The following is a 9,767-nucleotide window of genomic DNA, read 5'->3' on the forward strand; positions in this document are numbered from 1 at the left end:
CTTGTCGATGTCGCCCGCGTCGCGATGGGGGCGGAGACCGAATCCTTCATCTCCCGCTACAACGGCCACCCGGCCACGGGCATTGCCATAAAGCTCGCCCCCGGCGCCAACGCGCTGGCCACCATCAAGGCGGTGAAGGCCAGGATGGTCGAGCTGTCGACGGGGTTTCCGCCCGATATCAAGGTGGTCTATCCGATCGACACCTCGCCCTTCATCAGCCTGTCGATCAAGGATGTGGTGATCACGCTCTTTGAAGCGGTGGCGCTCGTCTTCCTGGTGATGCTTGTGTTCCTGCACAACTGGCGGGCCACGATCATCCCGACCATCGCCGTGCCGGTGGTGCTGCTGGGCAGTTTCGCCGTTCTCTCGGCCGCGGGTTTCTCGATCAACACCCTCACCATGTTCGGCATGGTGCTCGCCATCGGCCTGCTGGTGGATGACGCCATCGTGGTGGTCGAGAATGTCGAGCGCCTGATCCATACCGAGGGGCTTTCGCCGAAGGAAGCGGCGCGCAAGTCGATGGACGAGATCACCGGCGCCCTGATCGGGATCGGCCTGGTCCTGTCGGCCGTGTTCCTGCCCATGGCGTTCTTTGGCGGATCGGCGGGCGTCATCTACCGGCAGTTTTCCATCACCATCGTCTCGTCCATGGCGCTGTCGGTCATGGTGGCGCTGATCCTCACGCCGGCGCTCTGCGCCACGATCCTCAAACCGGCGAGGACAGACGGCCCTGAAAGGGGCTTTGCGGGATGGTTCAACCGCAACTTCGAGCGCGGCGTCGCCCGTTATGGCAAGGGCGTCGAGACAGCCAACCGCCGTTGGCTGCGGACCTTCGTCGCCTACGGCCTGATCGGCGGCGCCATGGCCCTGCTGTTCTCCACCCTGCCCGGCGGTTTCCTGCCCGACGAAGATCAAGGCTTCCTGTTCACCCAGGTGACGCTGCCGACCGGCGCGACCGCCGAACAGACCGAAGACGTGATGTCCAAGGTCCGCAAACACTATCTGGTCGACGAGAAGCGGAACGTCGCCGGGCTGTTCACCGCCGCCGGCTTCGGCTTTGTCGGCATAGCCCAGAATACCGGCCTCGGGTTCGCGACGCTGAAGGATTGGTCGCAGAGGCCCGGCAAGGCCAACAGCGTTCAGGGCGTGGTCCAGCGGGTGTTCACGCAGTTGGCCCCCAAGATCACCACGGGCCAGGTCATCGCCTTCGCGCCGCCGGCGGCGTTCGAACTGGGCAACGCCACCGGTTTCGATTTCGAACTGAAGGACGTTGGCAACGTCGGCCACGCCAAGCTGGTGGCCGCGCGCAACCAGCTCCTGGCCATGGCGAACAAGGACAAGGGATTGGCGCAGGTGCGCCCCAACGGCCTCGACGACGTGCCTCAGCTCAAGCTCAATATCGACCAGGCGGCGGCCGGCTCGTTCGGCCTTTCCCAGGCCGACGTCAACACCACCGTCAGCACCGCGCTCGGCAGCGCTTTCGTGGATCAGTTCGTCGATCGCGGCCGGACCAAGAAGATCTTCGTCCAGGCCGACGCGCCCTATCGCACCAAGCCGGAAGATCTGAAAAACCTCTACGTGCGCGGAACGTCCGGGACCATGGCCCCGGTCTCCTCCTTCGCCACCAGCCAATGGGTCTATGGTCCCACGCGGCTGGAGCGCTTCAACGGCCTGCCCGCCATGGAGATCCAGGGCTCGCCCACGCCCGGCGAGAGCACGGGTACGGCCATGGCTCGGATGGAGGCCCTGGCAAAAAAACTTCCGCCGGGCATCGGCTATGAATGGACTGGCCTTTCCTACGAGGAACAGGCTTCCAGCGGACAGGCGGGATCGCTCTACGCGCTTTCGCTGCTGATCGTTTTTCTCTGTCTCGCCGCGCTTTACGAGAGCTGGTCCGTTCCGATCGCGGTGCTCCTGGTTGTGCCGCTGGGCGTGATCGGCGCGCTGCTGTCAGCCCACCTCACCGGCCTCCAAAACGATATTTTCTTTCAGGTCGGTCTGATCACCACGATCGGCGTTTCAGCCAAGAACGCCATCTTGATTGTCGAATTCGCCGAGATGCGGATGAAGATGGGCCTGAACGCCACCGACGCCGCGCTGGCCGCCGCCAAGCTGCGGTTGCGGCCGATCCTGATGACGTCCTTCGCCTTCATCTTCGGCGTGCTGCCGCTGGCCGTGTCCCATGGCGCGGGTTCCGGCGGCCAGAACGCCATCGGCCGCGGCGTCATCGGCGGCATGCTCTCGGCGACGGTGCTGGCGATCTTCTTCGTGCCGGTCTTCTTCACCGTTGTGAAGCGCGTCTTCCGGCAGGATCAACCGCCCGCCGAGGCCGCGACGGCGGAGGCGGGATGAGATGCGCCCGTCCCTCTCACGGCTCACGCTCGTCCTCGGCGCGACTTTGTTGAGCGGCTGCATCGATCTCGCGCCTGCCTATCATCGCCCCGCTACGCCGACACCGGCGCAGTTCCCGACCGGACCGGCCTATCCGGCTCCGCCAGCGGCGCCCCAGCCGGTGGTCGGCTGGGGCGACTTCTTTTCCGATCCCAAGCTGAAGGCGGTGATTGAGGAGGCTCTGGCCAACAATCGCGACTTGCGCGTGGCCGTGGGCAACATCGCCGCCGCCCGGGCGCAGCACCGCATCCAGCGTTCCGCCCTGTTTCCGACGATCACCGGCGACGCGTCGGCCACCTACGCGCAGGAGCCGATCGCCGTCCTCGCCGGCGGCCTTTTCCCCGGCTCCACCGGGTTCTTCAACGAACGGCTTTACACCCTCACCGGCGGCTTCAGCGCCTATCAGCTCGATCTCTTCGATCGAGTGCGCAACCTGACCCGCGCGGCGCAGGATCAATATTTCGCCACGCGCCAGGCCCGCGACGCCGCCCAGATCACCTTGGTCTCCGAGGTCGCCGCTGACTATCTCATCCTGGGTTCCGACCGAGCGCTACTCCAGATCGCCGAGGACACCCTGAAGAACGGAACCGAGACCCTGAAGGTGACGACCTATCTCTTCGAGAACGGGATCGATACCGAGCTCGATGTCAGCCAGGCGCAAACCATCGTCGATCAGGCCAGATTCGACGTGGCGCGCCTGACCACCCAGGTCGCCCAGGACAGGAACGCCCTGGAGCTGCTGGTGGGCGCGCCGGTCGGCGAGGCGTTGCTGCCGGTCGGCATCGGCGACCCCATTGTGGTGCTGGAGCGGTTGCCGGCGGCGGTCAGCTCCGGCGTACTCCTCGAACGACCCGACGTGCTGCAGGCCGAGGATCAGCTTCGCGCCGCAAACGCCAACATCGGCGCGGCCCGGGCGCTGTTTTTTCCGAGCATTTCGCTTACCGGCGCGGGCGGCGTCACCAGCCTGGCGCTGTCGACGCTGTTCAAGGGCTCGTCCCACGTCTGGAGCTTCTCGCCGGCTGTCAGCCAGACGCTCTTCGACGCCGGCGCAACCCGGGGCAATCTGCAATTCGCCAAGGCCCAGCGCGACATCAGCGTCGCCAACTACGAAAAGGCCATCCAGACCGCATTTCGCGAGGTGGCCGACGCGCTGGCCCTGCGTGGCACCATCGATGAGCAACTCGCCGCCCAGCGCGCCCTGACCGCTGCCTGGGCCAACAGTCTTCGTCTGTCGACGCTGCGTTTTGAGCAGGGCAGCGACACCTATCTGAACGTCCTGATCGCCCAGCGCTCCCTGTACTCGGCGCGCCAGACCCTCGTCGCCAGCCAACTTGCCAAGGCCACCAACCTGGTGACGCTGTACACGGCCCTGGGCGGCGGTCTGAACACCCCGCCGCCCCAGGCAGGTCCCTGAGTTCGGACCGGTCGAATAAGGTGAAGGGCGCCCGAGGCTGGGCGGCCAGCGCCCGAACCGCCATTCAGACGAGCAGGACCTCAAGGCCGACCATGTGTTCCAGCCCGCGGAGGAGTAGGAAGCGCGCGGAATCGGGACACTAGCGCAACACGAGGGCCAAGGCGGCCAACGAGGCCGGCAATGACCAGGCCCAGTCGCCCACCAGCGACACCGCCGCGGCCGCCACGACGCAGCCTCCGAAGAAGCCAATGACGAGGGGAAGGGCGTTGCCTGGCGCGGCGGCGGCGCCTGCGGTCGACGGCGAGGGCCGGGAGAACCTTTCCAGTAGAAACAACGTGGCGTTCGTCAGGTTGTTGGTCATCACGCCCGTCGAGGGTCCGCCCGGCAGGGCCACGTGAAAGAGAACGTACTGGCACGCTATGGCGCAGACGGCCCCCACCGCGGCGAGGCCGGCCGTCAGGCCGTGCGGATTGGCGGACGGTCGGGTGATGACGCTGAAGATCAGAACCGATGTCAGCAGGACGAGCTGAACCAGAAGCAGCAGCCGCACCAGGCCAGGGCCGCGCTGGCCCGATGCTCTGGACAGCAACCAGGCGCCGGCCACGGCCAGGACGAAGACCGGGATGACCAGGACCTGAGCCAGATTGACCGGGCCGCCGCGCACAGCCAGGGCCGCGATCACCACGAGGTTGCCGGTGATGTGGGCGGTGAAGACATTGCCGAGGCTCAGGAAGCACGTCAGATCGACCATGCCCGCAATGACGCTCAGCAAGGTCGGAAGCCGCGCCTCCAGCCGCGACCTCTCATCGGATGTAGGCCAAGGCTGCGCTGTCCCAGGCTTTGCTGTCGGGGCCGCCATGCCGCTTCCCCTCTCAGGGCTTCGCCTGGCTTGACCGCTCGCCCAGGCCATCGGTGGTGCTGTCAGTCTAACGCCAACTTGTCTCCACTCTTAGCCCCGGCGGACCTTCACCGAGCGCCACTGGGCGTAGCTAATCTTGGCAAGGGCGCTTCGTGAACGGCGCGGCGGCCAGCCGCCGCCGCGCCGGCCAAGCCTCAGGCGCGCAGGGGTTGGAACGCCGCGCGGATCTCGGTGGTGAAGAACTGCGGCTGTTCCCAGGCGGCGAAGTGGCCGCCTTTGTCGAGCCGGTTGTAGTGGATGAGCTTGGGATAGGCCTTCTCCGCCCAGCTCCGCGGGGCCGCATAGAGCTCGTCGGGAAAGACGCTGACGGCAGTCGGGAGCTGGACGCCCTTGGGGGCGAAGAAGGCGAGCTTGCTTTCCCAGTACAGGCGCGCCGACGAGACCGCCGTGTTCGTCAGCCAGTAGAGCGTGATGTTGTCGAGGACGTCGTCGCGCGTGAGCCCCTCGGGCTGGCCGGCGAAGACCCGAGCGATGAGCTCGTAACTTTGCTCGTCGTGGTCGATCATCCAGGCGGCGAGGCCGACCGGGGAATCCTCGATCGCGTACAGCGTCTGCGGACGATGCGACATCTCCTGGGCGTAGCCTAGACCGTGCGCATAGAAGAAGCTGAGCTGGTCGTACGCGCGCTTCTCGTCGGCGGAGAGGCCGGCCGGCGGTGGGGAGCCCGCCAGGGCCGCGCTGTCGATGTCGGGCGGCACGGTCGCCGGCATGTTGGTGTGGATGCCGACCAGTCCTGGAGGCGTCTGCAGGGCCATCTGCTCGGTGACGGCGTTGCCCCAGTCGCCGCCCTGCGCCACGTAGCGCGTGTAGCCGAGGCGCGGCATCAGCACCGCCCAGGCGCGCGCGATGCGGATGGGGTCCCAGCCGGTCGTGGTCGGCTTGCCGGAGAACCCGTGGCCCGGCAGCGACGGGATCACCACGTGGAAGGCGTCCGCCGCGGTCCCGCCATGCGCCGTCGGATTGGTCAGCGGATCGATGACCTTCAGCTGCTCGATGATCGAGCCGGGCCACCCGTGCGTGATGATGACCGGCAGCGCCTTCTCGTGCTTCGAGCGGACGTGGATGAAGTGGATGTCCAGCCCATCGATCTCGGTGACGAACTGCGGAAGGGCGTTCAGCTTGGCCTCGACCTTGCGCCAGTCGTAGCCGTTCGCCCAATAGTCCGCGAGTTTGCGCGTCGTCGCGAGTTGCACGCCCTGCGAGGGATCGTTCACCGTCTCCCGTTCCGGCCAGCGGGTCGCGGCGATGCGTCGGCGCAGGTCGACGAGATCGGCTTGCGGGACGTTGACGCGGAAGGGGCGGATGGCGGAGGAGCCTCCACCGGCCACAACGGCCTCGGCGTGGCCGGGATCGGCGAACAGGGCGGGGCCAAGCGCGCCTCCGGCGGCCGAGATGGCAAGCAAGCTGCGCCGCGTGGGTGTCGGCTGTGCTGCGGACATGGATGATTCTCCTGTTGCGGTGAATGATCGCCATCCGCTCTCGGGCGCCGCTCAACGCCCGACCCAACGCTGAGCGGCCTGCGTGATCGACATCAGAGCGCGCGCTCACCGACATGCTCACTGCAGGCGCTCGGCCCTAGGCAGCTTCGCTTCAGCAGGCGGCGGGTTGAACGCGCCGTTCCCGACCGCCGGCCTCACGCAAGCGAGCGTCGCGTGCTCGATCGCCCACCGCCGTGCGCACCGTCCTCATTGGCGAGCATGCGCGCTTGTTCAAAGGTCGGAAGGCCACAGTTTCGCACGTTTCCGTGTATCGCCTCGGGACCGCCGCCGAGCGGCGTAGGCTGGCGTGAACGTCTCGCCGAGGCCCCGCCGGAAGATCAGGCGCTGTAGGCTTCGCGCACCCCGGAGGACTTGCCATGCCCTCGGCTCCCATCCCGCCCGCCGACATGCCCGACCGATCCCGCCGTCGGCTGCTGGGCGCTTCGGTGATCACCGCCGCGGCGGCCGAACTCGGGCTCGGCGCCCCCGCCGCGGCCGGAGTCGATCGGGCGAGCCCTCCCAGGCCCGCCCAGGCGAACCGCGCGTCGTTCGGGCCCCTGAGGAGCATCGAGGCCGGCCTCTTGAAGGTGGGATACGCCGAGGCGGGTCCCGCCGACGGCCCGCCGGTCATCCTGCTGCACGGCTGGCCCTACGACATCCACAGCTATGTCGAGGTTGCGCCCCTGCTGGCGGCCCGCGGCTACCGGGTCGTCACGCCCTACCTGCGCGGCTACGGGCCGACCGAGTTCCGCTCCGGCGACACCTTCCGCAATGGCCAGCCGGCGGCGCTCGCGGTCGATATCGTCGCCCTGATGGATGCGCTCCGGATCGAGACCGCCATCCTTGCGGGCTGCGATTGGGGCGCGCGCACGGCCGACATCATCGCGGCGCTTTGGCCGGAACGCTGCAAGGCCCTGGTCTCGGTCAGCGGCTATCTGATCGGCGGCCAGGCGGCCGGCAAGATACCTCTGCCGCCAGAGGCCGAGTTCCAATGGTGGTACCAATTCTATTTCGCGACCGAGCGCGGTCAGGCGGGATACGACAAGTACCGGCGCGACTTCGCGAAGCTGATCTGGCGGCTCGCCTCGCCGAAGTGGCGATTTGACGACGCCACCTTCGACCGCTCCGCAGCCGCGCTCGAGAACCCCGACCACGTCGCCATCGTCATCCACAACTACCGCTGGCGGCAGGGGCTGGCGCAAGGCGAGGCGAAATACGACGCACTGGAACAGAGGCTTGCCGCGGTGCCGGCCATATCGGCGCCCACCATCACCCTTGAAGGCGACGCCAACGGCGCGCCGCATCTGGACGTCAGCGCCTACGCCAAGAAGTTCGTGGGCAAATACGCGCACCGCGTCGTCGGCGGCGGCGTGGGACACAATCTACCGCAGGAAGCGCCGCAGGCCTTCGCCCAGGCGATCGTCGATGTCAGTCGGGTGTGACAGTCCGGGATCGAGGCGGGATGAGTCCTCGCTCGCGATATTTGATCGTTTGCGAGGACTCCGAACCGGCCACCGTCGCCGGCCCCGCGATGGCGCGGCCCAGGTCTCGGCGGCACGTCCGCCGCATCGCCTCTGCGGTGCGACGCCGATCAGGCCGCTACCGCCGCCACCAGCCGCCGCCCCAGGGCCCCCAATCCCAACCACCCCAGTCCCAGTTGTCCTGGTAGGTCATTGCGGCCATCTGCTGCTCGTCGGCGATATTCTTGGCCAGGACGTCCTGCCTGTAGGCGCCGTAGGCCTTCTGATCGCCGATGTAGAGACAGCCGCAGACGACCGGGTCGGCGTAGACGTACTGCGTCGTGTCGCCGGTGGTCTTCGGCACGAACTTGTTCGGCGGAAGCTGCGCCAGTTCAGTCTTTCGTTGGGGCGTGTTTGCCGGAAGCACCGTGAAACCGGCAGCGGCGAGGGTGTCTTCCTTGGAGCCGATCCGTTCCGCCGGTGTCTGGCAAGCCGCCAGCGCCACGGCGGTCGCCGAGATGACGGCGAAGGAAGTAAGCATCTTCATGACTTGGGGCCTCCTGAAATTGGGGATGCGTGGATGAGACCGGGGGCGTTGGAAGTCGGCCGCATCCGTCGCGACTACTCAGGCCAACTCGCAGCACCGAGGTGTCACGCGGAGCTGCTGCTGTACTGAGGCGTGAAGTATGCGGGCCCGCCGGGACCGAGGTCCTTGGCCCGCGTCTGAGTTCTGATGAGAAGGTCTGAGCGCGATGAGCCGGCAGGCCGGCGCCGCCGCGCTGAAGGCCGGGGGCCCTGCGCCTTTGGTGCGAGCTGTCAGTAGGAGTCGGCGGGCGGCGTCTTGCCCTTGAAGACGATATAGACCGCGACGGTGTAGAGCAGCATCACGGGGAGGACGAACAGACCCGCGCCCCAGAATATGAATGACAGGCTGCTGCTGGGCGCTGCGGCCTGCGCGATGGTGATCGAGAACGGCGCCAAATAGGGCAGGAACGACGCGGCGAGCGTGGCGAACGCTGCGCCGAAGATCACTGAGGTTGCGGCAAAGGGCCAGGCGTCGCGCCGTCGGCGGACGCCGAGCAGCAAGGCCGCCACGGCGAGCAGCCCGATGGCCGGAAAGGCGATCAGCCAGGGCCGCTCGGTCCAGCGGTGCATGACCCCCAGGTGCATTCCGAATGAGACCGCAAACGCGCAGGTCAGGAACCACAGCACGCCAAGAAGCAGCCAGGGCATCAGGCGATATCCTCGATCGCGCGCCTCGCCCTGGCTCTTGAGCACCAGCCAGGCCGCACCGAGCAGCGCGTCGCCGAGGCACAGGCCGACGCCGCAGAGGAGGGCGAACGGCGACAGCCAGTCGAACGCGCCGTGTCCGATGAATCGCCCGTCCGGTCCGATCGGCAGGCCGGCCACCAGTGCGCCCACCGTGGCGCCCTGGACGAAGGCGGCGATGAGCGAGCCGCCCCCGAACCCGAGATCCCAGACACGGCGCATGGTTGGCCCGGCCTCGTGGCGGAACTCAAACGCCACCCCGCGCAGGATCAGCGCCGCCAGCATGAGGCAAAGCGGCAGGTAGAAGGTCGACAACAGCGCTGCGTAGGCGATCGGGAAGGCGGCGAACAGCACCGAGCCCGAGACCACCAGCCACGTTTCGTTGCCGTCCCAGATCGGCGAGATCGTCGCCACCATGTTGCGGCGCGCGTCCTCGCTGCGGGTGAAGCCGAACAGGATGCCGACGCCCAGGTTGAACCCGTCGAGCAGAACATACATCAGCAGCGCAAGGGCCAGGACGGCCGCCCAGAAGTTTGCGAGCGTCAGCATGCCGAGGGCCGGCGAGGGTTCGTCGCGCGCGGCTTAATGGACGGGGGCAACGGGCCCCGGCGCACCATGCAGTAGAACGGCTGGGCGACCGTTTTCATGATCTCGCTCCGACAAGGGGGCGTCGGCCACGCGCGCCGAAATCACCGCGGCGATCGCGTGGCCGACGTCATTTTCGCAAGGCGCCTATGGGCTAGCGGTGACCGCCGCCCCCGCCGCCGCCATGCCCGCCGCCCCCGCCGCCACCATGGCCGCCGCCACCGCCGCCGCCCATGTGGCCGCCGCCACCG

At 67.5% G+C, this 9,767-nt stretch carries 7 protein-coding genes; 3 read left to right on the top strand and 4 right to left on the bottom strand.

All coding sequences use genetic code 11. The features are described from left to right. Positions 1–2,352: efflux RND transporter permease subunit (locus JWP28_RS05995; RefSeq protein WP_299541071.1), on the top strand; the 2,352-nt coding region annotated here is incomplete at its 5' end. Between the two features lies 1 nt (position 2,353). Next, on the top strand, positions 2,354–3,805 hold the full coding sequence (locus JWP28_RS06000; RefSeq protein WP_299541073.1) for an efflux transporter outer membrane subunit: 1,452 nt from the start codon (positions 2,354–2,356) through the stop codon (positions 3,803–3,805). A 139-nt stretch (positions 3,806–3,944) separates the two neighbouring features. Here the strand turns inward: JWP28_RS06000 and JWP28_RS06005 are convergent, their stop codons facing one another. Both JWP28_RS06005 and JWP28_RS06010 read right to left on the bottom strand, forming a co-directional pair. Further along, positions 3,945–4,577 (bottom strand): DUF1275 family protein, encoded by a 633-nt coding sequence (locus tag JWP28_RS06005; protein ID WP_299541074.1) that lies wholly within the window; start codon positions 4,575–4,577, stop codon positions 3,945–3,947. Between the two features lie 281 nt (positions 4,578–4,858). Beyond that, entirely contained in the window at positions 4,859–6,163 is a 1,305-nt protein-coding gene (locus JWP28_RS06010; protein WP_299541077.1) for an epoxide hydrolase family protein, read from the bottom strand. Positions 6,164–6,579: 416 nt separating this feature from the next. Between JWP28_RS06010 and JWP28_RS06015 the strand changes: the two genes are divergently transcribed. Beyond that, on the top strand, positions 6,580–7,644 hold the full coding sequence (locus tag JWP28_RS06015) for an alpha/beta hydrolase (protein ID WP_299541079.1): 1,065 nt from the start codon (positions 6,580–6,582) through the stop codon (positions 7,642–7,644). Positions 7,645–7,801: 157 nt separating this feature from the next. Here JWP28_RS06015 and JWP28_RS06020 read toward each other — a convergent pair whose 3' ends face one another. Continuing rightward, positions 7,802–8,209, bottom strand: a complete 408-nt coding sequence (locus tag JWP28_RS06020; protein WP_299541081.1) for a hypothetical protein — start codon at positions 8,207–8,209, stop codon at positions 7,802–7,804. 269 nt (positions 8,210–8,478) lie between these two features. Continuing rightward, positions 8,479–9,480 carry a cytochrome d ubiquinol oxidase subunit II gene (gene cydB / locus JWP28_RS06025; RefSeq protein WP_299541083.1) on the bottom strand — a complete coding sequence of 334 codons (1,002 nt, stop codon included), beginning with the start codon at positions 9,478–9,480 and terminating at the stop codon, positions 8,479–8,481. Positions 9,481–9,767 lie beyond the last annotated feature (287 nt).

The sequence above is a fragment of the Phenylobacterium sp. genome (genome assembly GCF_028290885.1).
Classification (GTDB): domain Bacteria; phylum Pseudomonadota; class Alphaproteobacteria; order Caulobacterales; family Caulobacteraceae; genus Phenylobacterium.

Bases quoted from the DNA above. Each gene is read 5' to 3' on its own strand.
- JWP28_RS06000 (WP_299541073.1), top strand. From the start codon at position 2,354: ATGCGCCCGTCCCTCTCACGGCTCACGCTCGTCCTCGGCGCGACTTTG.
- JWP28_RS06010 (WP_299541077.1), bottom strand. From the start codon at position 6,163: ATGTCCGCAGCACAGCCGACACCCACGCGGCGCAGCTTGCTTGCCATC.
- JWP28_RS06015 (WP_299541079.1), top strand. From the start codon at position 6,580: ATGCCCTCGGCTCCCATCCCGCCCGCCGACATGCCCGACCGATCCCGC.
- JWP28_RS06020 (WP_299541081.1), bottom strand. From the start codon at position 8,209: ATGAAGATGCTTACTTCCTTCGCCGTCATCTCGGCGACCGCCGTGGCG.
- cydB (WP_299541083.1), bottom strand. From the start codon at position 9,480: ATGCTGACGCTCGCAAACTTCTGGGCGGCCGTCCTGGCCCTTGCGCTG.